Genomic DNA, 22,649 nt, shown 5'->3' with positions numbered 1-22,649 from the left:
ATTCACCGCGCGACAGCGCGGGAAAAGATTAAGCGGAAAGCCGCTTACGGCCGCGCGAACGGCGAGCGGCGAGAACCTTGCGGCCGCCGGTGGTTGCCATGCGTGCACGGAAACCGTGGCGACGCTTGCGGACGATCTTGGATGGCTGGTAAGTGCGCTTCATTTATTTAATACCGCGGTGTGCGGCCCTTCTTAATTCTGTTTTTCCGTTGAACACGATCTTGTCCGAAAACGTTTTCACCTTTCGGGATCATGTTCTATTGAACAGGAGCTGGTTCTTGTCCTTTGCGACGGACAGCAAAAAACCATCCGTAAACCGCGCGGGCGAACGTGACGCGGCTTATAGGGGGAGGGTGGCAAAGAGTCAATGGCGGCCGGCCCACCCTGATACCCCGGTTTGGCTAAAACATCTGGATTTACCGTAACACAACTTATACTCGCGTCTGACGAGGCGTATTTTCCGTTCATTTTCCCAAATGGAGGAAGGTCAGATGAGGTTCCTCGTATTTCTGTTTCTACTGTTCGCCGGGTCTGTCGGATGGGCCGCCAGCGACACCCCGGACCAGTTAGCGCAACGCGATCTGGAGCGAAAGGCCGTCAGCGCGGTGATCTGGGGCATGCCAGCGGTCAATTATGATCTGATGCGTCAGGAAATGCTGACCACGACCGACGCCAGGGTCAATCAGGTTCTTTACTGGGGGCATCCTCTCGACTGGCACAACCAGACACTGACGCCCAATCCGGATGCTCTCTATTTCATGGTGTTCTACGACACCAGAGAAGTCGGTCCGGTGGTCATTGATGTACCAACTGCAAATGGTGGTTCGTTCAACGGTAATATTGTCGACATCTGGCAGATGCCGCTGGAGGATGTGGGGCTGCTGGGCGCCGACAAGGGCAAGGGTGGTAAATATCTGCTTCTCCCACCGGACTACGAGAAGCCCGTGCCAGAAGGCTTTATCCCATTGAGATCGAATAGTTTTGGCGGTTATGCGCTTTTGCGCTCCAATCTGCCAAGTCACAGCGATGAGGACGTCGCCAAGTCGGTGGAGTACGGTCGCAAACTTAGGATCTATCCACTTTCGCGGGCCGATAATCCGCCGGAAACCGTGTTTGTGGATGCAAAGGACGTCCTGTTCGATACGACGATTCGCTACGATGCGAGCTTTTTCGACAATCTTAATCGCATTGTTCAGGAGGAACCATGGCTGGATCGTGATCGGCTCATGATTGATCCGCTCCGAACGATCGGCATCGAGAAAGGCAAAGCCTATACTCCCACAGGTCAGACCAGGCAGGTACTGGACGCTGCGGTCAAGGAAGCCCATGCGACGCTTGCAGCCAGATACGATGCCGGATTGCCCGCATTCTGGGACGGCAGCCATTGGGCGGCACCCGCTTTTCCAGAACTGGTGAAGGCGGCGCAGGCCTCGTTCAACGATCCCAATGCCTATCCAGTCGATGCGCGCGGCCTGACCTATACTTACGGTTATATTGGCATCAAGCATCTGGGAACTGGCCAGATGTATCTGATCTCCATCAAGGACAAGAATGGCGAGAACTTTGATGGCGGCAAGACTTATCGTCTGACCGTGCCGCCGAAACCACCGGTTCAACAATACTGGTCTGTCACCGTTTATGATCGCGATACCCACGCTCTCGTCAAAAACATGGCAAGGGCTAGTCGTTCGTCGCAAATCGCTGACCTGCAAAAGAATCCGGACGGTTTCGTCGATATCTTTTTCGGTCCGGCTGCGCCGCAGGGCAAGGAAAGCAACTGGGTGCCCACCGATCCTCAACGCGGCTTCGAGCTGATGTTCCGGCTTTATGCACCGACCAAGGCCCTGTTCGAGAAAGCATGGGTTCTGCCTGATGTCGAAAAGATCGAATGACAGTCGGTTGCTGAGGCAGGCAGGGGAATTTCCATATTCTGTTCAACTGCATTTCGCTGGAGTCGAAAAATGACGCACATCAAGGGGACGAATTCGCAGTTTGTTGGCGCGGTGCTGGTCGCCGTTCTGGCGAGTACATCTTTGGGCATTGGTTCGGCTCGGGCGGCAGACCTGCCGGGTTACACATTTGAACAGGGGTACCCCACCGCCGAAACCAGCGCTCGGGCGCGTGACGATGCTGATTTTCAGCGCGCCGTCACCGCCTACCGTTTTTGGTATCCGACAGTTTCGGTCGAAGGCATCTTCAACGGGAACAGGGAAGCAGGGTTGAAAGACAACGAAGCGCTGGGTGCTGCCGCAGCAGGTCCGCGACAGGTTGGGTTCACATTGAATTCAGACACGCCCTATGGTTCGGCGACACTTGATGTCTCAAAGGAACCGATGGTTATAGAGCTGCCGGAAGGGGCATATATCGGCCTTGTCAACGATCACAATCAGGGCTGGATTCTCGATATGGGAATTCCGGGCCCCGATGCTGGCAAGGGTGGAAAACATTTGATTGTCGGGCCCGGCTACACGGGAGAAATTCCGGACGGTTTTTATGTTGGCCACTCCGCGACGAACAAGGCCTTGATGGCGGCCAGAGCCCTGCCGGTTGCGGGCGACCAAAAAAAGGCGCTGGAGGCATTGCACGCCATCAAGATCTATCCGCTTTCGACCGCGAGAGAGCCAAAGCTGGCAAAAGTCGTCGATACCACCGAGATGAAAATGGATAGCACGTCCCTGCGCTGGGAAGACAATATCCAGTTCTGGCAAGTTTTGAGCCGCGTTATTGATGAAGAACCCGTCGTACAGAAGTTCGAACCGATGTACGGCCTTCTTTCGGCGCTTGGAATAGAAAAAGGCAAGGCATTCAAGCCGGATGAGCGGATGAAGGCCATATTGGAGCGCGCGGCAAGGGAAGGGCGTGACCAGATGCTGGTTTCTGCTTTCGACAGCAACCGCCCTGACCGTCTCGCATGGCCGGATCGCAAATGGGAATGGGCCGGTCTGGTGCCGGATAGCGCTCAGTTCGAAACGCCGGCGGGAATCGATCTGGAAGCGCGCGACCGATGGTTCGCCCAGGCGATCGTGACTTCGCCTGCCATGTTCCGGCGCAGCGCGGGCGCGGGGTCGCTCTACTGGCTCGCAGCGCGTGATGGCACCGGGGCCTATCTTGACGGTGGCAAGACCTACAGGCTGTCGATCCCGCAGCCGGTTCCGGGCAATCTGTTCTGGTCGGTGACGGTCTATGACGCTCAGACGCGCTCGGAAGTTCAGACAGATCAGGACAAAGCTGCCTTGCGCTCGTTGTTCGAGCTGAAGGATTTGAAGGGTGGTGAACCGGTCAATCTCTTCTTCGGTCCCGAAAAGCCGTCAGGTGAAGATGGGCGCTGGATCAAGACGGTGCCGGGGCGTGGGTGGTTCGCTTACATTCGTATCTACGGGCCGCAAGAGCCCGCGTTCGACGGCAGTTGGAAACCGGGCGACTTCGAGGAAGCTCGCTGATCAACCGCGCGCTGTTTCGCTGCTTTACCCGAGCTGTGCCTCTATTGCTGCCTTGTCGATGATGGACCAGACTTTCCGTATCAGCGTGTTCTCGAACTCATAGAAAACATTCTCGGCGAACTGGATTCGTCTGCCGTTGACCGGAAGTCCGAACAGCATCGCCTTCGGCGTGCAGTCGAACTGAAGGCGGCTGGCAATATAAGGCGGTTCGCTGACAAGCAGTTCAATATTGAAGCGCAGGTCGGGGATAGCCTCGAAATCCTGCTCCAGCATTGCACGGTAACCATCCAGTCCCAAGGGTCTGCCATTATGAATGGCCTCCTCGTGCACATATAGTCCGAGGTCGTCCCAGGCCTGCCGGTTCAGACATGCAATATAGTCGCGATAAATCTCGGCGAGCGGTTCCGACATGGCTGTCCTCCTCTTTGGAGCGGTTTCAGTTGAAGCTGAGTCGCTGAGACCGCTCCAAGTATTTGTTTCCTCGCATTATCCTCACGCAAAACCGCTTCGCACTTTTGCTGGAAATGCTCTTTTTACTGAAATTGCATCATTCGGACCGGCATTGGCATTGCCAAAGCAGACTAGGGCTTTAATAAGGATGCGCAACATATTCACATGCGGGACTGGTCCCGCAGAAGAGCAGTATTGAGAGGAGTTCACCATGAGCATCCGTCGCATCGGAGTCGGCCCGCGCATGAGCCAGGCCGTTGTTCACGGCAACACCGTTTATCTCGCCGGTCAGGTGGGAAATCCGGGCGCCAGCGTCACCGAACAGACCAAGGCCGTTCTGGCTGAGGTGGACCGTCTTCTCAAGGAAGTAGGCTCCGACAAGACCAAGATCCTTCAGGCCATCATCTGGCTCGCCGACATGAAGGACTTTGCCGAAATGAACGCTGTCTGGGATGCATGGGTCGATCCGGCACATACGCCCGCCCGCGCCACCGGCGAAGCAGCGCTGGCAACGCCTGACTACAAGGTTGAAATCATCATCACCGCTGCGGTGTAATTTCTTCATATCGATGCGAACCCCGTCGAAATTCCGGTTTCGGCGGGGTTTTTATTTGCGGATTCGTTCCGAAAAGCCGTCGCGTCCGCCTGCCAGCGCTCTTGCATCGATCGACGCACGTTCCCGTGCTTCCTCCAGCGTACCGCCATTCTCGATCCAGCCGTGATCGTAGAGATAGCCGGGCAGGTAGCCTGACAGGAGAATGCGGTAGTCGAAGGGGAAGGCAGGGTCCAGCACACGCGCCATGTGGAAGATGATCGTGGTGCAGTTCGCGGTCAGCGTATTGTAGAATTTCGGCTGTTCCGCCAGATCATTGCCAAGCTCGACATAAGACAGGAACAGCTCGCGCGCCCCCACCGGCGGCAGCTTCACGCGATAGCGATAGACGTTTTCCTTGCGGACATTGCTGCGCAGATAGATGATATCGCGCTCTTCGGCGGCAATCATCGCCAGCTCATATTTGCGGAAGAAGCCGGCAATCGGCGAATAGACCTCATGGTGTTCGCGGCGGATCTCGCCGGAAAAGACCACATGACGGCCATCCTCGAAACCGAATGACAGAAGCGTGTGGGCGATTGCCGGGCCTGACCAGTAGGAAAGAAAGACGTCGACCGACGTGATCTTGCTGAGATCGTAGGTTTCCTCTTTCCAGTTGGGCGTAAAATCTTCCGTTGTCCGCCAGATGAAGTCGCGGACATTGGAAAGGGTGACCATGTCGCCATTGATCTGGCCTGTCACCGTGCGGGCGACATCGGGCGCCCAGATACGGTTGAGGGATGGGCGCACCGTTGACCATGCACCCAGCATCACCAGTGCCAGAAGACAGAAGAACAGGCGTCTGCGCCAGCAGCTGTAAAGTCTTTCGCCTGCGATCACTCCCAGCGCGATCAGAAGCCAGACGGCGATGACCGATCCGCGCACGGCGTCGCCGAAGGGCAACTGGAACCACATGGCAAAGCTGGCCCATATCGCAAAGATAAGGACGAATAAAATGAAGACGAATTTGCCTGCGATGCGGACGGGAGCCGATTTCAGGAGAGAAGACATATGCATTCCGTATTCGTCGGTTGCCGCTGCCTGGAATTATTTAGCGTGCGGAAATCGCGGCGATACTGACATGATTTGCATCGTTATGTCATGGGGGTATTCTTTAGAATAGAGAATTTAAGTTTCTATATTAGAAACTGTAAAAAGTTGCTCTGCATTTCGGGATTATTTCTTTACCGCCAACGCTTCGCCGCGCGGGCGGGACACAGGCTTGCGGTTGCGGGCGTGCGGACGCACCAGACGCCATAAAAGCAGCGCGCTGACGATCCCGGCATAGATGACCGGCTCGGCGGGCCAGCTCTTCACCGACATGATGAAATGGATGGCACCGCCCGCTATCGCGACATAGACCAGTCTGTGCAGGCTGTTCCAGCGACGACCGAGTTTGCGAATCGACCAGTTGTTGGAGGTGAGCGCCAGCGGCACCAGCAGGACCAGACTGATCATGCCGATGGTGATGAAGGGCCGTCGCACGATATCGGTGATGATAGCGGACAGGTTCAGGCCCTGATCGAGCACCATATAGGTGGTGAAGTGCATCAGCGCATAATAGAAGGCGAGCAGGCCAAGTGCCCGGCGATAGCGTAAAAACGCGATGCCCGTGAGGTCACGGATCGGCGTGACCATGAGGGTCAGAATCAGAAAGCGCAAAGCCCAAAGGCCAAGCGTGTGTTCGAAGGTTTTCACCGGGTCGGCGCCAAGGCCTCCGGTCGCACCCAGATAGAATGTCCAGACTGCCGGAATGAAACCGGCCGCATAGAGCAGCCAGACTTTCCATTCGCCGGGCCGGGCCGTTTTCTTTCTGCCCGTCTGGTGGCTTTTCTGGTTACTTGTCTGGGTCGCTGCTGCCATGTCAGTAATTCGCTTTCAGGTCCAGTCCCGCATAGAGCGATGCGACTTCCTCGCCATAACCGTTGAATGGCAATGTCGGGCGCCGGCCCGAACCGAGAAAGCTGCCTTCGCCGATACGTCGCTCGGTCGCCTGGCTCCAGCGCGGGTGATCGACCTCCGGGTTCACATTGGCATAGAAGCCATATTCGTTGGCGGCCTGTTGCTGCCATGAGGTCGGCGGCTGCTTTTCGACAAAGCTGATTTTCGTGATCGCCTTGATTCCCTTGAAGCCGTATTTCCACGGAACCACGAGCCGGATCGGCGCGCCGTTCGCATTGGGCAATGTCTCGCCATAGAGGCCGACCGAAAGAATGGTCAGCGGATGATTGGCCTCGTCGAGACGCAAGCCCTCGATATAGGGCCAGTCGAGAACCTGAAAGAGACCGGTCTGACCCGGCATTTCTTCCGGACGCACGAGGCCGGTAAAGGCAATGTATTTGGCCGAACCAAGCGGCTCCACCTGCGACAGAAGACTTGAAAGCGGAAATCCGACCCAGGGAATGACCATCGACCATGCCTCGACGCAGCGCATCCGATAGATGCGCTCTTCAAGCGGCATCTTTGCAATCAGATCCTGAATGTCGAATTCTTTCGGCTGTTTCACGAGGCCATCGACCGTGAGCTTCCACGGCAGCGGTTTATAATTGCCGGAATTGGCGGAGGGGTCGCTCTTGTCCGTGCCGAACTCGTAGAAATTGTTATAGGTCGTCACCGCGTCCTGCGGGGTCAGTTTTTCATCGACTTTGTAGGCGGAAGCCTTGGCCTTGAGCGGCTCGGCAAAAGCGGATGACGCAACACCGGCAGCGGCCAGCGCGCCTGCCATGAACGTGCGCCGGTTCAGATAAAAGTTTTTGGGCGTCACCGCATCATAAGTGAGACGAGCGGATGAAAAACGCCCGGGTTTGAAGCTGCTCATGGTCACTCCCACTTCCAAAACAATTGACCCTCAAGTTGCAGATACGATCCCACGTAAACGCGTCAAAAGCATGGATAATTTGGGACCAAGCTGTTGTTCACGCATTGTTGAAGCCCTGTATGACCGTAACAGAATTGTAACACGATGTAACTTTTCGTGCATTCTGCCATATTCTCGCTAAAACTCTGCTGTTAACGGCATTATATTCGTGCATCCGAAAAGGCGCAGAGGGCGATTTCGGAGAGATGTGTCGGATAGAATTGATATCGCCGGCAGGGGTGGGGACGCACCCGGGAAGAGCTGCCTTCAAACCTTCGTTAACGTCTCATTGGCTATGGTGAGATCATGGTAAAGAAGATGTTTATTGCCGCTTTGGCGGCAGCTGCACTCACGGTAGCGGCTGGCTCGGCTCTGGCCGAAGGACAGCCCGTTTCGACAAACGGTCAGGGCAAGGTTCTGAGCGCTATTGCTGCTTCGATGAAGGAAGAGCAGGGTGCTCCCAAGCTCGGTGAAGGCGTGACAATGCGTGAGAAGAAGATGGATACGGAAACCACCCCGGAACAGAATTTTTCGCGCAGCAAGCAGTTCATTCACCGCTTCTACAAACCGGAAAATGCTTCGAATGAGCTGGTGATCCTGCTGCACGGTTCGGGTGGAAATGAAACCAGCCTTGTGCCGCTGGCTTCCAGGATCTGGCCGCGCGCCACACTGCTCGGCATTCGCGGCCGCGTGATGCAGGATGGCGGCACGCGCTGGTACAAGCGCATCTCGCCGGTCAAGTTCGACCAGAAGGATGTAAAGCTCGAAGCCAATGCCTTCGTGACTTTTCTCACCCGTCTGGCCGACGACAAGGATCTCGATCTTACCCATGCTACTTTCGTGGGCTATTCGAATGGCGCCAATCTGCTGGCTGCAACAATGATACTTCACCCCGATCTGGTGAAACGCGCTATCCTAATGCGCTCGATGCCGGTTCTGGACAATGCTCCGGTCGCCAATCTGAGCAAGACGCGTGTTCTGACCATTACGGGCGACGAGGACAAACTCTATTCACCGTTTGCGCCAGCGCTTTCAGCACTTTTGCGCTCCGGCGGCGCGCGCGTCGATGCCCGCACGATTGATGCGGATCACATGCTGGGTGAAAAGGATATCGCTGCAATCAGCCAATGGGTGGCGTCGCTCGGACCGGATGGCGCACCAGCGGTTTCCATGAAGGCGAAGTGACAGGCGTCAGGGATCACGTCCCTTATATCAAGGCGCCACGATGCTGACGCATCACGCCTTGAAAAGGTTCAATCTCCGCTCGGGCTTAACCAAAACCCGATGAGTCATGCTCATGGGTTTTGGGCTCATGGGTTTTTGGTATTACTCCCCCTTTACATGAACCGTTTCCGGCACTGGCGTAATCGCCTTGCCGGTGTCGAACCACGCGATGAGATTGTCGATCACCAGATTGGCCATGTCGCGGCGGGTCTTGACCGAGGCAGAACCGATATGCGGCAGCAGAACCGTGTTCGGCGCATCGAGCAGTGCTTGCGGCACGTGCGGTTCGTTTGCAAAGACATCGAGACCGGCTGCGGCAATCGTTCCGTTCTGCAGCGCTTCGGCAAGCGCATCTTCGTCCACCACAGAACCGCGTCCGATATTGATTAGCACGCCTTCCGGCCCGAGCGCCTTCAGCACTTCCGCATTCACGGCCTTGGCTGTTTCCTCGCCGCCCGGCGCCACCAGAATGAGTGTGTCGACCGCCTGGGCAAGTTCGAGCAGGGTCGGATGATATTCATAGGCGACATCCGCGGACTTGCGGCGGTTATGATAGGCAATCGGCAGGCCGAAAGCCTCGACGCGGTGGGCAACCGCCTTGCCGATGCGGCCAAGGCCGAAAATACCGACCTTGCGTCCGCGCAATGAAAGCTTGGACAGCGGATAGCGGCCTTCCTTGACCCAGTTGCCTGTGCGCAGGAATTCCTGCGATTTCGACAATTCGCGCACCGTGTCGATCAAAAGTCCGATGGTCGTGTCCGCCACTTCATCCGTCAGGACATCTGGCGTGTTGGTGACCATGACATTCTTCGCGCCAGCATGTTTTGCATCCACCGCATCGTATCCGACACCGAAATTGCCGACGATTTCAAGAACGGGCAGCGCGTCGATCAGCGCCGCATCGACGGTCGACATGCTGGCAATGCCCTTTACGTCCTTCGCCCAGGCTGCATCCAGAAGTGCAGTGTCGCCGCGCGCAATACGCTGGACATTGAACTCGCCCGAGAGCCTCTGCACGGCATAATCATCAAAGTTGCCGAGCACCAGTATAGTCGCGTCGCGTTTTGTCATGGCATTCCTCATGTCACGGGGCATTTCCAGCAAAAATGCGTAAAGAAAACCGGTCCGTCGGAAAGGTGACCGGTGCGGGGAAATCAGCCGTGTTTTGGCTTGGATGTCGATTGCCGGATATGCAGTTCCGGCTTGATGAGTTCCTGCATCGAGGAAACCTCGACGCCGTTCAGCTGGTCGAGCAGCGCACGGGCAGCCCTGCGTCCCACTTCACGCTGCCCGTTCCAGACGGTTGTAAGCGCGGGCGTCGCGATGGCCGCCTCTTCAAGATCGTCATAGCCGGTCACGGAAATGTCCTCGCCCGGCACCAGCCCGGCGCGGGCAATGCCGTTCATCAGGCCGATGGCCGTCAGGTCGTTCCAGCAGACCGCAGCCGTCGGCTTGTCCTTCAGCGCCAGGAATTGCGGCGCAACTTCAAAGCCGCCCTGTTTCGTGCGCGGTCCGGCAATACGCCAGTCGGGGCGAACCTCAAGGCCAGCCTTGTCCATCGCCTGCACATAACCACGATAACGGTCACGACCCGTCGAAGTCTGGTCCGTACCGCCGATCATCGCGATGCGCGTATGTCCAAGCGAAATCAGATGATTGGTGGCAAGACCGATGCCATAGGCATCGTCGCCCCGGAAAACCGGAGCATGAACACCCTCGACGCTGCGCGCAATCAGCACGACCGGCAGGCCGTTATCTTCCGCAAGCTGGATATCTTCCGGCGGCGTGCCGATGGCGGGCGACATGATGACCCCGTCCGCGCCGAGCTGCAGAAGCGTATCCATGAAGGTGCGCTGCTTTTCGAGCTGGTCGTAATGGTTGGACAGGATGAAGGTCTGCCGCGACCGGTCCAGTTCCGTTTCGATGGATTTGAGAATTTCCGCGAAGAACGGGTTCATGATGTCATGCACCACAACGCCGACAATGCCGGAGCGTGACGTGCGCAGGCTCGCAGCGCGACGATTATAGATATAACCGATCGTGCGGGCATGTTCCTTGATCTTCTCGCGGGTCTGATCGGCAACGAGGGGGCTGTCGCGCAAAGCGAGCGAAACTGTGGCTGTCGAAACACCAAGCGCATCAGCGATGGTCGATAGCTTTATTTTCTGGGCCAAGTCGCCTCCCCAAATTGGTCCGTGCCGCAGTCGGAGACGCGGCCGCAACCTGACAAGGTAAGACGCGACCGTTCGTCCTGCGAACGGTTATGCCATTGCAATCCTTGAATTGGAAGCATTTTCGATAGCACGCATCTTGAAAAGTGTTTAATGGTTTCCAGCCAAGATACGCGTCAAAACAAATAGTTAGAGCCTGATAAACGGCAGGTCTATTCTGCGTCGTCTTCGTCAGGCATTTCCGTTTCAGGCTCATCGGGAACGCGCGCGACGCCACGGAGCGCGAGATTGCTCTCCATCCGGCTCAACATCTTGAGGAAGGTCTTGCGGTCCTTTTTATCAAGGCTCTTCAGCATGTCCTTTTCGGTCTTGCGAATGGATTTCTCGATTGCCTTGATCGTCTCGAGACCGGTCTGCGTGAGGTAGACATGCGACTGGCGCTGGTCGGTTTCCGAGGCGCGCTTGGCGACAAACCCCTGGCCCTGCAGGCGTGCAATGGTTTTGGTGATGGTCGGCGGACGCACACCCAGCCGCTGTGCAAGAACGCCCGGCGTTAGCCCGTCTTCCGCAGCCAGTTGCAGCATGACCGCATCCTGCCCCGCATAGAGCCCTTGCTCCAGAAGCCGCGTGGCCAGCACCGTTCGCGACAATCTTGCCACGGATTGCAGTCGGTAAAGTACAACCGCCTTATTGTCCTTGCTCATCGCCACCTCGCCCTTGTTGCCGCGTTGGAGCGCATCCCGAAAGTGTGAAACGGCTTTCGGACAAGATGCGCGTTAAAATAAACCAGTTCCTGTCGCCTGATCGATAGTCCCGTCCATTCATATATCGTAAAATATTGTCCGACTTATGAAACAACAAGGCCCGGTTGCTGTCATGGCTAACGGACGTTAGGGTCAGGACCCAATAAAATAAATAAAGCGAGGAAAACATGACCGATCTGCGCGATCAAAACAGCGACATGATTGTCGTTCTGCCTCTTGGCGCTCACGAACAGCATGGGCCTCATCTGCCGTTTGAAACAGATACGATCATCGCCGAAGGCATCGTCGCGCGTGTCAGCGATGCGCTGCCTGCCGAGCTTAACGTCAATTTCCTGCCTGCACAGCCGGTCGGCTATTCCATCGAGCACATGGATACGGAAGGAACCCAGAGCCTCGCCTTTGCCGAGGCCGTGAACCAGTGGGTCGGCATTGGTGAAAACCTTCATGCGGGCGGGATTCGCAAACTGGTCATGCTGAACGCGCACGGCGGAAATTCGCCGCTGATGACGATTGTCGCGACGGAACTGCGCACCCGGCTCGACATGCTTGCAGTCGCCACGAGCTGGACCCGCTTCGGCCTGCCGGAAGGCCTGATTACACCGGAGGAAAAAGCGCTCGACATTCATGGCGGCTTCATCGAGACATCGGTGATGTTGGCGCTGCGCCCCGATCTGGTGGACATGTCGAAGGCACGCAATTTCTCCAACGCCCAGTCACGCTATGCCGAGGAATTCAAATTCCTGCGCGCCTATGGCCCGCATGCCTTCGGCTGGAAGATGCACGATCTCAACCCGGATGGGGTTGCAGGAAACGCAGCCGCCGCAACGGCTGAAGCCGGAGAAAACCTGATCGCCAATGCGGTTGCAGGCTTTATCGATCTGCTGCGCGATGTCGACAGGTTCGATCTTGACCGCTTCAAATCGCAGCGCCTCGCGAGCCAGGCGGGCTAGGTCCGCAAAGCCTGTGAACCAACTGGCGTGAACGTGATTGGGCGGATGTAATATTATAGCATTGCATATGGCATTCACGCGGCGCTTCCCCTATATGAATTGTCCTATCCGAGGTTTCGGTGTCGGCCGCTTCGCGCTGGCCGCACCGGGGCCCGACGTCAAGAGGCCACAACTTCAAGAGGCATGACCATGAGCCAGGCTGAAGCCCAAACCGAAGCTCCGTCTGAAACCACGACGACCACTGACGCTGGCCGCATTCCCGTGACCGTTCTGACCGGTTATCTGGGTTCGGGTAAAACCACTCTTCTCAACCGCATCCTGACCGAAAATCACGGCAAGCGTTATGCCGTCATCGTCAACGAATTCGGCGAGATCGGTATCGACAACGACCTGATCGTCGAGTCGGACGAAGAAATCTATGAAATGAACAATGGCTGCATCTGCTGCACCGTGCGCGGCGACCTGATCCGCGTGGTGGAAGGACTGATGCGCCGTCCGGGCCGTTTCGACGCCATCGTCGTGGAAACGACCGGCCTTGCCGATCCGGTTCCGGTTGCGCAGACCTTCTTCATGGATGATGACGTGCGCGCCAAGACCGGTCTTGATGCCGTTGTCGCCCTTGTCGATGCCAAGCATTTGCCGTTGCGCCTGAAGGACAGCCGCGAAGCGGAAGACCAGATTGCCTTTGCCGACGTGGTGCTGATCAACAAGACCGATCTGGTGACGCCGCAGGAGCTGGCCACCATCGAGGCGACCGTGCGCGCCATCAACCCGCATGCCGTCATCCACCGCACCGAGCGCGCTTCCATTCCGCTCGACCGTGTGCTGGATCGCGGGGCCTTCGACCTGAAGCGCGTCCTGGATAACGATCCGCACTTCCTCGATCACGATCATCCCGATCACGTCTGCGGACCGGACTGCGATCATGATCATGATCATGATCACCATGGGCATGATCACGATCATCATGACCACCATCACGACCATGATCATGTCTGCGGTCCTGATTGCGACCATGATCATCACCACGATCATGCATCGCCGATCCATGATGTGACGGTGAAGTCGGTATCGCTGAGGGCCGGTGAAATCGACCCGGCGAAATTCTTCCCGTGGATCCAGAATATCACCCAGACGCAGGGACCGAATATTCTGCGCCTCAAGGGCATCATCGCTTTCAAGGACGATCCAGACCGCTATGTGGTGCAGGGCGTGCACATGATTATCGAAGGCGATCACCAGCGCGCCTGGAAGGAAGACGAAAAGCGTGAAAGCCGCCTCGTTTTCATCGGTCGTGAACTCGACCCTGCTGACCTGAAAGCCGGCTTCGAAAACAGCCAAGCCAAGTAAAACAAGTCAAGTAAACAAGAAATACCGGAAGCCGATGCCTACAGTAGCTCCGTTCGACCTTGACGGTCATTGTCTTTATGCGCGCTTTGTCGGCGGCATTCCCTTCTTCGCAATGGCGGATGGCTCGATCCATCAGCTCAACAACGCAAACAAGACCTCGGCAGCCCATGACGGGCTGCTGAGCGCGACTATGTCCGTCGATGGAAAGTCGCTCATCACCGGCGGCGAGGATGGACGCGTCTGCCGCACGGATGCCGATGGAACGGTGAGCGAACTTGCGAAGATACCGCGTAAATGGATAACAGCCGTTGCAAGCGGCCCCGGCGGAACCGTCGGCTTTGCATCGGGACGCACCGCGTGGGTGCGCACCTCCGACGGCAAGCAGCAGGAATTCGCACAGGAACGCAGTGTCGAAGGCCTTGCCTTTGCGCCGAAAGGCCAGCGGCTGGCGATAGCCCGTTATAATGGTGCAACCCTGATCTGGACCGGAACGGCGGCAAAGCCTGTCGAACTGGAATGGAAGGGCGCGCATATCGGCGTGATCTTTTCGCCCGACGGTCGCTTCCTCGTCACCTCGATGCAGGAGAACGCCCTGCATGGCTGGCGTCTCGAAGACACCAAGCACATGCGCATGACGGGCTATCCGGCGAAGGTGAAAGACTGGTCGTGGAGCGCCAAGGCCAAGTGGCTTGCCACCTCGGGCGCGCCCGCGGCAATCGTCTGGCCCTTTGCAGGCAAGGATGGCCCGATGGGCAAGGCTCCTCTGGAGCTTGGCCTGCGTGGCGACAGCATGGTGACATCGGTTGCCTGCCATCCGGTCGAGGACATTGCAGCCATCGGCTATAATGACGGCATGATCCTGATTGTACGTTTTGCCGACAGCAAGGAAGTTCTGCTGCGCCGCCCTGGCAAGGGCGCAATCAGCAGCATGGGCTGGGATGAACAGGGCCACCGCCTCGTCTTCGGCTCGGAAGCCGGGGATTGCGGTGTGGTTACGATCGCTGATTAGAGCGCGTCCCGAAAAGTGTGAAACGGTTTTCGGAACAAGATGCGCGTCAGAACAAATAGTTGGAGCGCAATCTGATTCAATCAGATCGAAACGCGCTCTAAGGAAGTAAGGAGTAAGCTGAAAACACCTTTTTCAGCTTACTCGATTTTCTCATTCCCCTAGATTGTGCTTTCGCACGGCATCGCCGAACGCCTCGAAGATTTTGCGCGACGGGGCATCGGAATGCGCCCAATATTCCGGGTGCCATTGGACGCCGACGACAAATCCCTTTGCATTCTTCACCGATACGGCTTCTACCGTGCCATCTTCGGCGACGGCTTCGACCTCAAGCTGCGGGGCAAGTTTGTCGATGGCCTGACGGTGGACCGAATTCACGTGCACGCTTTCCTCTTTGAGGATTTCTGCAAGGCATGAGTTCGGGTTGAGCTTGATCGGGTGCTGGATGCCGAAGCGTTCGGCCTGGCTTTCGGATTCAGGCGCGCGGTGGTCCATCCGGCCTTCGAGCTCCTGAATTTCCGTGGCGAGTGTACCGCCCAGCGCGACGTTGAGCTCCTGTATGCCGCGACAGATTGCCAGTACAGGAACACCCTTTTCAATGGCGGCGCGGATGAGCGGCAGCGAAGTCGCATCGCGGGCATTGTCGTAGGGTTCGAACGCGGCGCTCGGTTCGACGCCGTAGAGCGCCGGGTTAACGTTCGATTTGGAACCTGTGATGAGAACACCGTCGACGGCATCCAGAATGGCGTCGAGGTCCATCTTGTCGCCGAAGCTCGGCACCAGCAGCGGGGTTACTTCCGCAACATCGATGGCGGCTGCCAGATATTGCTGGGGCGCCGCATGCCAGGTGTAGTTTTCAAACGGCTTCACATCGGTCGGCACGGCGACGAGAGGGCGAGAAGTTTTGGGCATAATATTCGTATCCACCAGTCGGATTATGCTCTTCGAGCGCGTTTCGATCTGGTTGAATCAGATCGGCGCTCACTGTATTTGTTCGAACGCGCATCTTGTTCCGAAAACCGTTTCGCACGTTTCGGGATGCACTCTAATTGCTTAGTTCCTTACTTCTCCGCAATGGTGCGCGCAATCACGAACAGGTGTCACCTTTCGGCTGCGCCATAGGTCTTTCGTCGTGCCTTCTGTGTATTGTGTTGATTTGAACCGATTTTTGCGGTCGAAGATGGTTCAAAAGCCACTCCCGATAATCTAGGAAGAAATAAGGAGAGATTGGCAGTTGAGGGGATGAATGACTGACGATCAGCTTTTCGCCGTCAGGGGCAAGGTCATTGCCGTGACGGGAGGTTCCTCGGGATTGGGCCTCAGAATGGTCCATGTGCTGGCGGGGCACGGGGCGCGGGTGATTTCGATCTCGCGCACCCATGCGGGTGAAAGCATTTGCCCATCGGGGGGCGAGGTTCTGGAAATCATGGCGGATGTAACCCATCCGGATGAAATTGTTCGTGCTTTCGATGAGGCGGAGGCGCGTTTCGGGCCGGTGACGACGCTCTTCAACAATGCCGGTGTCGCCCATATGGCACGCGCGCTCGACACGACGCGCGATATGCTTGAGCATATATTCGAGGTGAATGTTGCCGGTGCCTTTTTCGTGGCGCAGGAGGCAGCGCGCCGTATGATCGAGCGCGGCGAGGGCGGTTCCATCGTCAATACGACCAGCATTCTGGGCGAGCGCCCACAGAAAGGGGCTGCAGCCTATTCGATGTCCAAAGCCTGCGTTACCCAGATGACGCGGGCGCTGGCGCTGGAATGGGCTGCCCACGATATTCGCGTCAATGCAATTTCGCCGGGATGGTTTCCGACCCGAATCAACGAAGAGCAACTACAGGGGCCAGCGGGCGGCTACTTCAAAGGTCGAAACCCGATGCGGCGCCTTGGCGAGCCGGAGGATCTGGACGGGGTTGTGTTGATGCTGGCTTCTGATGCGAGCCGCTATATGACGGGTTCAATCATTACCGTTGATGGGGGACATCAACTCTGACAGGGTTGGAAAGTTTCTCGGGTGGCTATTTCCCGCACGTTGACTTCTATGACAGGATTTTCCTCTAGCAGGCGGGGGGGCTGGTAGTAGAATATCCACTTCGACTAATCTGGGTTAATTCTCGGAAGCGCGGAAACTAACCTGTTCCTGTTCTCCTATTCTAGCAATTTCAGTAATATTAGGACGACTAAAACATGTATGCCAGTGGTTGTGATTGGCCTTCCGGGGTTGTGCGTCTGTGGTTTTCCTTAAAAAATATCTGAATACATCTTATGGTGGTTGCCATGACAGCTTGTGGTTTAATATCCCGAAAGATATTTTTAAGTCATTAGTGCGATATTGCCTCCCCGTGTAAGGGATTAATGCATCGATATGTGGCAAAGCCGTAAACCTGAGATACCTGCAGATGTGCGGCTATCTTTTCTCAGAGCGCTCTACGGCAATCGTACGACGCTTTGGTTCGGCTTGCTCGCGCACGTTGTAGCCTGCGTCGTCATCTATGTGAAAACCGACGACTGGCGCTATCTGGTCTTTGCCGGTGTGTTCACCGTTGTAGCGGTAGGCCGCATCTTCGACATGCACAAGTTCGACCAGGCAAAACTGCAGTCGCTTTCCCATGCCGATCTCGACCGGTGGGAAACGCGTTATCTGTTTGGCGCATCCGCCGTCTGCCTGACGCTTGGCATGCTGTGCTTTTTCTCAAGCTATGTGTTGCGGGATTCTTTCGCCGAACTTGCCAGTTTGACCGTGCTGCTCGCTTCGGTCGTTTCCATCGTCGGCCGTAATTATGCGTCCTCGAAAGCCGTCGTCCTGATGTCGGCCTGCACGCTCATTCCGGTTCTGGCCGGGCTCATTCTGGCAGGGACGCCGTTTCACGTCATCATTGGTCTTCTGCTGATCCCGTATTTCCTGTCCAATATCCAGATGGCCAACGGCCTGCGCGAGTTCCTCTTCGCTGCGGTCATGGGCAAGCGGCGCCTCTCCATCGTGGCCGGCCGTTTCGACGCGGCGCTCAACAACATGCCGCAGGGCCTGCTGATGTTCGACAGCCAGCAGCGTATCGCGGTTATCAACAACAAGGCCAAGGCGATGTTGCAGATCGCCGAACACACCAAGCTGCATGGCCGCAAGCTCGACGTTCTGCTGCGCTACTGCGCGAAGAAGGGACTGTTTCCGCAGAAAGACCTGAAGAGCGTGTATGTGCGCATGCAGGATCTTCTGCTCGGCAAACGCACCCGCGACATTTTCCAGCTTTCGAACCAGCGTTATATCGAATGTATCGGCAACCAGACCCTCAATGAGGGGGCGGTCCTGATGTTCGAGGATGTGACGCAGCGCGTGGAGGCGGAAGCGCGCATCCAGCATATGGCGCGTTACGACGGTCTGACCGGCCTGCCGAACCGTAATTATTTCGAGACCCTGGTGCGCGCCATGCGCTCCCACCAGCAAACGGGCACGCGGGCAGCCCTCATCGTCATCGACATCAATCATTTCAAGCATGTCAACGACACGCTGGGGCATCATACCGGCGACGTGCTGTTGCGCCTGTTTGCGGAGCGGCTCAATTCGCTCGATCCGCAGCGTTTTATCGCCTCGCGTTTCGGTGGCGACGAATTCGTGGTGTTCGTCTTCAACCTGCGCAACGAGACTGAAGCTGCAGGCGTGATGGATCACATCATGGCCGTTGTGTCCGGCGTTTATGATCTCGACGGCGATCAGGTTCACATTGATATCAGTGCAGGCATCGCGATGGAGGATGTCGAAAGATGCGATGTCGGCAGCATGCATATCAATGCCGATCTGGCGCTCTACGAGGCCAAAAGCAGGGAAGACAAACCCTGGTCGATCTTTGTCGATGCGATGGACACCAAATATCGCGGACGCCAGAAACTCAAAGCCGATCTGCGGCTTGCCATCGATCACGGCGAGATCAAGGTCGTCTATCAGCCCATCGTCAGCGCGCAGTCTCTGCGCGTTGTTGCATGTGAGGCGCTGGCGCGGTGGGAGCATCCGGAACTTGGCTTTGTGCCGCCAGCCGAATTCATTCCGCTTGCGGAAGAGATGGGCATCATTACCGACATTACCCGCTTCATGCTGGCCCAGGCCTGTGCCGACTGCCTGTCATGGGGGGACCGGATCGGGGTTTCCGTCAATCTGTCGGCCATCGATCTGAAAAGCAGCGACATCGCCCGCGACATTGCCAATGCCTTGCAGAAATCAGGGCTTCCGGCACACCGTCTTGAGGTGGAAGTGACGGAAAGCGCCATCATCTCGGACCGCAACAAGACGTCGATGGTTCTGCAGCGGCTCAAGAATGCCGGAATCAACATCGCGCTGGACGATTTCGGTACAGGCTATTCCAGCCTCAGCTATCTCAACACCTTGCCTTTGACCAAGGTGAAGGTCGACCGTTCCTTCGTGCGTGACATCACCAGCGACCGGCGGTCGCTGATGCTGCTTCGCGGTGTCACCCAGCTTTCGCACGAGCTTGGGCTGGGTGTGACGGTCGAGGGCGTCGAAACCGAGGAACAGCTTGCGCTGATCCGTGTAGCGGCAGGTGCTGACCTCGTTCAGGGCTATCTTCTGGGTATGCCGGTGCCAGTCGAAGCAATCAGCGCCATGACCACGAAAGCCGCAGCACGCCGCGACGGCGGGCGAACAGTGGCTTGATTTTCAAGAGGTTCGGAGCGGTTTTGGTCCGAACGGAAACGCCGGAACTGTTCCAACTCTTTGCCTGAACCTTCATAGTTTATGGATTTTGTACACGTTCGCGAGACTTCGCAGGGCGGGGCTGCGCACCGTTGTCCTGTCTGCGGCGCGTCGTGTCGCCGCACAGCTTGTTACGCTCACCGAAATTTGAATATAAGCCAAATAATAGGGATAATTAACGGTAATAACATCGTGTTCTTATCGACTCAGGAGAGCCTTTATAAGTATTTATTTATATTAAAATAAGTTGATCATTAAATTTAAACTGCTAATTCAAAAGGGGAGGCAATGAAAAGAATTTTTCATTATGGTATTTATGCTTTAATTGGGATCGTCATTCTTGCGGGCGTTGGGGCTGCTGTGTTCTGGAAGAAGATTCATGAAACCTGGGCGGTTTATCAATATGCGCAGGTTTTCAAGCCTGCCCGCATCTTTGAAAACTTCCGTACTCTTTATACAATCTATCCTTCAGTGCGCGTTCCGCATGAAGGCGAGGTCAGCCAGCTTGCCAAAGCGGAGCGTCCTCTGCCGGAGACGTTTGTTTACAAGGGCGAGACCCGCAAGATTTCCGACTGGCTTGAGCGTGGCGGTACAACCGGCTTCATCGTTCTCAAGGACGGTGTTATCGTTCATGAGGAATATGATCACGGCAATACCGAGGCGTCGAAGGCGATTGCTTTTTCCCTGTCGAAATCCTTCGTCTCCTTTCTCATCGGCAATGCTGTCCATGACGGGTTGATCGATATCAACCAGCCGGTGGAGCGTTATGCGCCTATATTGGCCGAGGGCGGCTATAAGGGCGTTACGGTCAAGAATGTGATGCAGATGGCGTCCGGTATCGGTCTCAGCGAAAGTTACGGCGATCTCAATTCCGACATCGTGCGCTATGCGGCCGAGCTATTGACAGGCTCGATTGCCAAATTCACAGCGCATCTCAAGAATGAACGTCCGCAAGGCACAGATAGCCATTATGTGTCGGCGGATACTCAGGTGCTCGGCCTGGTTCTTGAGGGAGCAACCGGCATTCCGCTGCAGAACTATTTTGAAGATCGGCTGTGGTCGAAGCTTGGCGCCGAGGCGGATGCCTATTGGCTGGTCGATCCGACCGGAGAAGTCGCGGCTGCTGCGGGTCTGAACGCTGTGCTTCGCGACTATGCGCGTTTCGGCCTGCTCTATCTCAATGAGGGGCGCAACTTCAAGGGCGAGCAGCTTGTGCCGGCGCAATGGGTGCACGATTCTGTGACGCCGGATGCGCCCTATCTGATGCCCGGTCGCAAGGACGCGTTCGGCAAGATTCCGTTCGGCTACGGTTATCAGTGGTGGACGCCGGTTGACTGGCAAGGTGACTATAGTGCTGTCGGCATCTACGGACAGTTCATCTATGTCAATCCTGCCAAGCGTGTTGTCATCGCCAAGACTTCGGCGCAGTCCAGTTTCAATATCGACGGACAGGAGATGAAAGACGAGTCGATGTATGCATTTCAAGCTATCGCCAATGCGCTTTGAAGGCCCTTTTCCAAATTGAGGCAAACTTGTGAAATGGCCCGTAATCGGGCCATTTTGCATTTCCGGTCTATTCTTAGCGCGCAAAAGTCCGGTTCAATTGTGGCGAAGGAGTGTTGATTGCGCGGCAATAAGAAGGCATCGCACAAAGTTATATCTTTACACGCTGATAAAGGTGCATATTCTGCGCACTGATTTGTGGGGTGCGGAAAATCGATTGCATGACGAATACAGCTGTTACAGGCGAAAAACCGCCATTGTCCAATTTCGCGCGACAGCTGTTGCAATTTCTCGATCGGGTTGAATACCGCCGTGTTGTCCATGCGGAGGATCTGGAGGAAATTGGTCGTCTGCGCTACCGTTCCTATCGCACCCGCAATGTGATGCACGAGGCGGAAGTGCCGTCCATCGTTGATGATATCGATCGCGACAGCCATGCCTTTGTCTATGGCGTGCATGTGGATGGGCAACTGGTCAGCACGCTGCGCATCCATCACATTACGCCCGATCATCGTCGCGGCACGAGCTATGCGCTGTTTCCCGATATTCTCGATCCGCTGCTCAATAGCGGTATGCATTTTGTCGATCCGACCCGCTTTGCCGCCGATCCGGAGCTTTTGAGCGAATATCCGGCCATCCCCTATGTCACGCTGCGCATTGCGGCGATGGCATCCGAATTTTTTGCGGCAGATCAATGCCTTGCCTCGGTGAAGCCGGAGCATATGGCGTTTTACAAGCGTATTTTCGGCACGTCTGTCATGGCCGATGCGCGCGAGCATGAAGGCTATGGCATTAGGGTCGGGCTCGGCGCTGCTCCCATCCGCAATATCCGCGATGCGGTGGCCGTGCGCTTTCCGTTTTTCAAGTCGCAGCCGCATGAACGGCGCGCCATGTTTGCCGACATGCGCGGCAGTTCTGTGCCGCTGACAATTCTGCCAACGGCCAAGTATACCGGTCTCGGCGTGTAAGTGTCTGATCGAAAGCTGTCACTGCAGCCTAAGATTGGAAAAATCTTCCGCCAGATTAAACAATTAAATATAGCCAGAGGGGTGGTTTCGCTTTACGAAGATTGCGGAACCGCTTCTTGCGGAGAGAGGGTAGCTGCGACGAAAAGCCTTGCTGTGAATGCTCGGGTTTACTCGGTCGCACATTGAAGATTGCAGGTGTTTTCGCTTAACATCATCGATGTTGGGTGGAAAATCTGAATGGGTGGAACGAAAATGGCAGAACATCATACGACCGCTCCGGCTGAACTTGGCGCATCGATGGACTATGCTGAGCATGAGAAAACTTATGCCGGTTTTGCGGGCCTGGTTAAATGGGCCACGGTGGCGCTCGTTGCCCTTATGATTGCCATGGCGTTCGGCTTTTTTGCTGGTGGTTTCTTCTCTGCGACCGTTCTTTTCATTCTCGTCTGTGTCGCTGCCTGGTTCATCCTCTAGCGCATCCTTCGCTGCCGGATGGTGACATCTGGCGGCGCGCCGATGCAGCTGCAGAACATCTGAACCGGATTAACCCGCACAATTTGATCGAATGCCTTGGCATGGGGTACCGTGCCGAGGGTTTATGCATGTCTGTAGTTCATTTTTTGAAAAGGCTTCTTCCCGGAAGCCCGCAATTCTGCCCGACCGGAATCA

The 22,649-nt window shown here is 56.3% G+C and carries 21 protein-coding genes; 12 read left to right on the top strand and 9 right to left on the bottom strand.

Annotated elements, in window-relative coordinates:
- Positions 1 to 28: 28 nt before the first annotated feature.
- Entirely contained in the window at positions 29 to 163 is a 135-nt protein-coding gene (rpmH, locus tag CQZ93_RS10420; RefSeq protein WP_006467565.1) for a 50S ribosomal protein L34, read from the bottom strand.
- 328 nt (positions 164 to 491) lie between these two features.
- Here rpmH and CQZ93_RS10410 point away from each other — a divergent pair, with 328 nt between their 5' ends.
- Together CQZ93_RS10410 and CQZ93_RS10405 are read left to right on the top strand one after the other, a co-directional pair.
- Positions 492 to 1,892 carry a DUF1254 domain-containing protein gene (locus tag CQZ93_RS10410; protein ID WP_105542501.1) on the top strand — a complete coding sequence of 467 codons (1,401 nt, stop codon included), beginning with the start codon at positions 492 to 494 and terminating at the stop codon, positions 1,890 to 1,892.
- Positions 1,893 to 1,961: 69 nt separating this feature from the next.
- The gene (locus tag CQZ93_RS10405) at positions 1,962 to 3,440 is read left to right on the top strand and encodes a DUF1254 domain-containing protein (protein WP_105542500.1); all 1,479 of its coding nucleotides are present in this window, start codon (positions 1,962 to 1,964) and stop codon (positions 3,438 to 3,440) included.
- A gap of 24 nt (positions 3,441 to 3,464) precedes the next feature.
- On the opposite strand, the gene CQZ93_RS10400 is transcribed toward CQZ93_RS10405, so the two are convergent.
- On the bottom strand, positions 3,465 to 3,851 hold the full coding sequence (locus CQZ93_RS10400; protein WP_105542499.1) for an ester cyclase: 387 nt from the start codon (positions 3,849 to 3,851) through the stop codon (positions 3,465 to 3,467).
- 250 nt (positions 3,852 to 4,101) lie between these two features.
- Here CQZ93_RS10400 and CQZ93_RS10395 point away from each other — a divergent pair, with 250 nt between their 5' ends.
- Complete coding sequence (locus CQZ93_RS10395; RefSeq protein WP_105542498.1) at positions 4,102 to 4,446, top strand: RidA family protein; 345 nt, start codon at positions 4,102 to 4,104, stop codon at positions 4,444 to 4,446.
- A gap of 51 nt (positions 4,447 to 4,497) precedes the next feature.
- Here CQZ93_RS10395 and CQZ93_RS10390 read toward each other — a convergent pair whose 3' ends face one another.
- The 3 genes from CQZ93_RS10390 to msrP form a co-directional block, all read right to left on the bottom strand.
- Entirely contained in the window at positions 4,498 to 5,493 is a 996-nt protein-coding gene (locus CQZ93_RS10390) for an Lnb N-terminal periplasmic domain-containing protein (RefSeq protein ID WP_181153337.1), read from the bottom strand.
- Between the two features lie 165 nt (positions 5,494 to 5,658).
- Positions 5,659 to 6,345 carry a protein-methionine-sulfoxide reductase heme-binding subunit MsrQ gene (gene msrQ / locus CQZ93_RS10385; RefSeq protein WP_105542496.1) on the bottom strand — a complete coding sequence of 229 codons (687 nt, stop codon included), beginning with the start codon at positions 6,343 to 6,345 and terminating at the stop codon, positions 5,659 to 5,661.
- A gap of 1 nt (position 6,346) precedes the next feature.
- On the bottom strand, positions 6,347 to 7,300 hold the full coding sequence (gene msrP / locus CQZ93_RS10380) for a protein-methionine-sulfoxide reductase catalytic subunit MsrP (protein ID WP_105542495.1): 954 nt from the start codon (positions 7,298 to 7,300) through the stop codon (positions 6,347 to 6,349).
- A 345-nt stretch (positions 7,301 to 7,645) separates the two neighbouring features.
- On the opposite strand from msrP, the gene CQZ93_RS10375 reads away from it, so the two are divergent.
- A complete protein-coding gene (locus tag CQZ93_RS10375) occupies positions 7,646 to 8,524 on the top strand; it encodes an alpha/beta hydrolase (RefSeq protein WP_105542494.1) in 879 nt (292 codons plus the stop codon).
- A 141-nt stretch (positions 8,525 to 8,665) separates the two neighbouring features.
- On the opposite strand, the gene CQZ93_RS10370 is transcribed toward CQZ93_RS10375, so the two are convergent.
- From CQZ93_RS10370 to CQZ93_RS10360, 3 genes are all read right to left on the bottom strand, one after another.
- Entirely contained in the window at positions 8,666 to 9,634 is a 969-nt protein-coding gene (locus CQZ93_RS10370; protein WP_105542493.1) for a 2-hydroxyacid dehydrogenase, read from the bottom strand.
- A gap of 83 nt (positions 9,635 to 9,717) precedes the next feature.
- A complete protein-coding gene (locus CQZ93_RS10365; RefSeq protein WP_105542492.1) occupies positions 9,718 to 10,737 on the bottom strand; it encodes a LacI family DNA-binding transcriptional regulator in 1,020 nt (339 codons plus the stop codon).
- A 209-nt stretch (positions 10,738 to 10,946) separates the two neighbouring features.
- The gene (locus CQZ93_RS10360) at positions 10,947 to 11,438 is read right to left on the bottom strand and encodes a MarR family winged helix-turn-helix transcriptional regulator (RefSeq protein WP_105542491.1); all 492 of its coding nucleotides are present in this window, start codon (positions 11,436 to 11,438) and stop codon (positions 10,947 to 10,949) included.
- Between the two features lie 227 nt (positions 11,439 to 11,665).
- On the opposite strand from CQZ93_RS10360, the gene CQZ93_RS10355 reads away from it, so the two are divergent.
- The 3 genes from CQZ93_RS10355 (at position 11,666) to CQZ93_RS10345 (ending at position 14,807) form a co-directional block, all read left to right on the top strand.
- Positions 11,666 to 12,448 (top strand): creatininase family protein, encoded by a 783-nt coding sequence (locus CQZ93_RS10355; protein WP_105542490.1) that lies wholly within the window; start codon positions 11,666 to 11,668, stop codon positions 12,446 to 12,448.
- 189 nt (positions 12,449 to 12,637) lie between these two features.
- Positions 12,638 to 13,798, top strand: a complete 1,161-nt coding sequence (locus CQZ93_RS10350; protein ID WP_181153336.1) for a CobW family GTP-binding protein — start codon at positions 12,638 to 12,640, stop codon at positions 13,796 to 13,798.
- A gap of 34 nt (positions 13,799 to 13,832) precedes the next feature.
- A complete protein-coding gene (locus tag CQZ93_RS10345; protein ID WP_105542488.1) occupies positions 13,833 to 14,807 on the top strand; it encodes a WD40 repeat domain-containing protein in 975 nt (324 codons plus the stop codon).
- A gap of 150 nt (positions 14,808 to 14,957) precedes the next feature.
- Here CQZ93_RS10345 and CQZ93_RS10340 read toward each other — a convergent pair whose 3' ends face one another.
- A complete protein-coding gene (locus CQZ93_RS10340) occupies positions 14,958 to 15,716 on the bottom strand; it encodes a gamma-glutamyl-gamma-aminobutyrate hydrolase family protein (protein ID WP_105542487.1) in 759 nt (252 codons plus the stop codon).
- Positions 15,717 to 16,050: 334 nt separating this feature from the next.
- Here CQZ93_RS10340 and CQZ93_RS10335 point away from each other — a divergent pair, with 334 nt between their 5' ends.
- The 5 genes from CQZ93_RS10335 to CQZ93_RS10315 all read left to right on the top strand — a co-directional run bounded on the left by CQZ93_RS10335 (position 16,051) and on the right by CQZ93_RS10315 (position 22,454).
- Positions 16,051 to 16,800, top strand: coding sequence for an SDR family NAD(P)-dependent oxidoreductase (locus CQZ93_RS10335; protein ID WP_105542486.1), 750 nt, complete (start codon positions 16,051 to 16,053; stop codon positions 16,798 to 16,800).
- A gap of 372 nt (positions 16,801 to 17,172) precedes the next feature.
- Positions 17,173 to 19,470, top strand: coding sequence for a putative bifunctional diguanylate cyclase/phosphodiesterase (locus CQZ93_RS10330; RefSeq protein ID WP_105542485.1), 2,298 nt, complete (start codon positions 17,173 to 17,175; stop codon positions 19,468 to 19,470).
- 327 nt (positions 19,471 to 19,797) lie between these two features.
- Positions 19,798 to 21,015, top strand: coding sequence for a serine hydrolase domain-containing protein (locus tag CQZ93_RS10325; protein ID WP_105542484.1), 1,218 nt, complete (start codon positions 19,798 to 19,800; stop codon positions 21,013 to 21,015).
- 218 nt (positions 21,016 to 21,233) lie between these two features.
- Complete coding sequence (locus tag CQZ93_RS10320; RefSeq protein ID WP_105542483.1) at positions 21,234 to 21,980, top strand: N-acyl amino acid synthase FeeM domain-containing protein; 747 nt, start codon at positions 21,234 to 21,236, stop codon at positions 21,978 to 21,980.
- Between the two features lie 252 nt (positions 21,981 to 22,232).
- On the top strand, positions 22,233 to 22,454 hold the full coding sequence (locus tag CQZ93_RS10315) for an aa3-type cytochrome c oxidase subunit IV (RefSeq protein WP_105543265.1): 222 nt from the start codon (positions 22,233 to 22,235) through the stop codon (positions 22,452 to 22,454).
- Positions 22,455 to 22,649 lie beyond the last annotated feature (195 nt).

This window comes from Ochrobactrum vermis (assembly GCF_002975205.1).
Classification (GTDB): Bacteria; Pseudomonadota; Alphaproteobacteria; order Rhizobiales; family Rhizobiaceae; genus Brucella; species Brucella vermis.
Note: the sequence above shows the minus strand (reverse complement) of the source record. Positions and strands in the feature narration are given on the sequence as shown.

What these genes read in the sequence shown, in the direction of transcription:
- CQZ93_RS10375 (WP_105542494.1), top strand. Translation starts at nt 7,646, where the DNA reads ATGGTAAAGAAGATGTTTATTGCCGCTTTGGCGGCAGCTGCACTCACG.
- CQZ93_RS10395 (WP_105542498.1), top strand. Translation starts at nt 4,102, where the DNA reads ATGAGCATCCGTCGCATCGGAGTCGGCCCGCGCATGAGCCAGGCCGTT.
- CQZ93_RS10315 (WP_105543265.1), top strand. Translation starts at nt 22,233, where the DNA reads ATGGCAGAACATCATACGACCGCTCCGGCTGAACTTGGCGCATCGATG.
- CQZ93_RS10355 (WP_105542490.1), top strand. Translation starts at nt 11,666, where the DNA reads ATGACCGATCTGCGCGATCAAAACAGCGACATGATTGTCGTTCTGCCT.
- CQZ93_RS10370 (WP_105542493.1), bottom strand. Translation starts at nt 9,634, where the DNA reads ATGACAAAACGCGACGCGACTATACTGGTGCTCGGCAACTTTGATGAT.
- rpmH (WP_006467565.1), bottom strand. Translation starts at nt 163, where the DNA reads ATGAAGCGCACTTACCAGCCATCCAAGATCGTCCGCAAGCGTCGCCAC.
- CQZ93_RS10340 (WP_105542487.1), bottom strand. Translation starts at nt 15,716, where the DNA reads ATGCCCAAAACTTCTCGCCCTCTCGTCGCCGTGCCGACCGATGTGAAG.
- CQZ93_RS10320 (WP_105542483.1), top strand. Translation starts at nt 21,234, where the DNA reads ATGACGAATACAGCTGTTACAGGCGAAAAACCGCCATTGTCCAATTTC.
- CQZ93_RS10345 (WP_105542488.1), top strand. Translation starts at nt 13,833, where the DNA reads ATGCCTACAGTAGCTCCGTTCGACCTTGACGGTCATTGTCTTTATGCG.
- CQZ93_RS10390 (WP_181153337.1), bottom strand. Translation starts at nt 5,493, where the DNA reads ATGTCTTCTCTCCTGAAATCGGCTCCCGTCCGCATCGCAGGCAAATTC.
- CQZ93_RS10350 (WP_181153336.1), top strand. Translation starts at nt 12,638, where the DNA reads ATGAGCCAGGCTGAAGCCCAAACCGAAGCTCCGTCTGAAACCACGACG.
- CQZ93_RS10410 (WP_105542501.1), top strand. Translation starts at nt 492, where the DNA reads ATGAGGTTCCTCGTATTTCTGTTTCTACTGTTCGCCGGGTCTGTCGGA.
- msrP (WP_105542495.1), bottom strand. Translation starts at nt 7,300, where the DNA reads ATGAGCAGCTTCAAACCCGGGCGTTTTTCATCCGCTCGTCTCACTTAT.
- CQZ93_RS10405 (WP_105542500.1), top strand. Translation starts at nt 1,962, where the DNA reads ATGACGCACATCAAGGGGACGAATTCGCAGTTTGTTGGCGCGGTGCTG.
- CQZ93_RS10330 (WP_105542485.1), top strand. Translation starts at nt 17,173, where the DNA reads ATGTGGCAAAGCCGTAAACCTGAGATACCTGCAGATGTGCGGCTATCT.
- msrQ (WP_105542496.1), bottom strand. Translation starts at nt 6,345, where the DNA reads ATGGCAGCAGCGACCCAGACAAGTAACCAGAAAAGCCACCAGACGGGC.
- CQZ93_RS10325 (WP_105542484.1), top strand. Translation starts at nt 19,798, where the DNA reads ATGAAAAGAATTTTTCATTATGGTATTTATGCTTTAATTGGGATCGTC.
- CQZ93_RS10335 (WP_105542486.1), top strand. Translation starts at nt 16,051, where the DNA reads ATGACTGACGATCAGCTTTTCGCCGTCAGGGGCAAGGTCATTGCCGTG.
- CQZ93_RS10360 (WP_105542491.1), bottom strand. Translation starts at nt 11,438, where the DNA reads ATGAGCAAGGACAATAAGGCGGTTGTACTTTACCGACTGCAATCCGTG.
- CQZ93_RS10400 (WP_105542499.1), bottom strand. Translation starts at nt 3,851, where the DNA reads ATGTCGGAACCGCTCGCCGAGATTTATCGCGACTATATTGCATGTCTG.